This window comes from Vreelandella nigrificans (assembly GCF_002374315.1).
In the GTDB taxonomy this organism is placed as follows: domain Bacteria; phylum Pseudomonadota; class Gammaproteobacteria; order Pseudomonadales; family Halomonadaceae; genus Vreelandella; species Vreelandella nigrificans.
In genome coordinates, this window is record NZ_NWUX01000066.1 from 1 (window position 1) to 964 (window position 964).

1 protein-coding gene is annotated in these 964 nt (G+C 57.1%); it reads right to left on the reverse strand.

The window, feature by feature from the left end; genetic code table 11:
- Window positions 1-89: 89 nt before the first annotated feature.
- Window positions 90-964: PepSY-associated TM helix domain-containing protein (locus CPA45_RS22480; protein WP_165771613.1), on the reverse strand; the 875-nt coding region annotated here is incomplete at its 5' end.

The window sequence follows — 964 nt, forward strand, 5'->3', positions numbered from 1 at the left end:
GAAAAAGTATCCGATAGCCAGCAACGCTACCGCACAAGGACGCGCTGAAAACCGCCGCGTCACGGTGGTTATCAGCACGCCTTAAGCACCTATTCGACTGACTTAGCCTCTGTCATCGCCGTTGCTGCGCGCCAGCGCAGATAATCAACGGCGAGACACAGCGCGAGGCTAATCCCCATTAGCGGCAGCGCCAGCCCCAACATCACTGTGATAACGCCGATCGACAGACGAGCAGGCCATGCTAAGCCCAGCCACGCGTGGAGCAGCGTATTAGCCGGGTTAAAGGCCGAACTCGCGGGACGGCGTATCCACCACAAACGGTACCCCACCACGATCATCACGCAGAGTGCAATCCCGAATACGATAAGCAGTAGCTGATTGGCAAGCCCGAACAAAATTCCCATATGGAAATCCACGCCCCAGCGGGTAAGTTTAGCCATCAGCGGAAAGTCGGAAAAATGAGTGCGGTCCACGACCTGCATATTTGAACCATCGATCGCTACCGCATCAACCTGTGTCGGCCAGCTTCTGTCAATTTCATTTACCGTCCACGCCCGTCCGGAGGCCGACGGAGGACGAATCTCCAGCTTGCCTGCTTCCAGCCCGGACTTGCGAGCAGCCTGCAGGACCTCGTCAAAATCCTCTACGCGAAGTGGGACGTTCGTCTTCTCCATCGCCCCGTGTCTCATATGATGTTCCGCATGTGGATCCTGTATTGCCGGAGTGGTTCTTTCCAGCTGCGCGTTCACCTGCGGCGTCAACCAGCCAAAGGCGGCGCGCATCTTGTCGACGTTACTGCCCGCCCATTGTGACCAGGTCAAACCGGTCGCAGAGAATAACAGCATACCGATTAACCGCGCCCAGCCGAGAGAAACATGCAGGCGACGGTTATTCTGCACTCTATTATTTATACGACGACGCGGTCGGGTCATCGACCACAGCGCGATCCCGCCAAGAGCGGCAA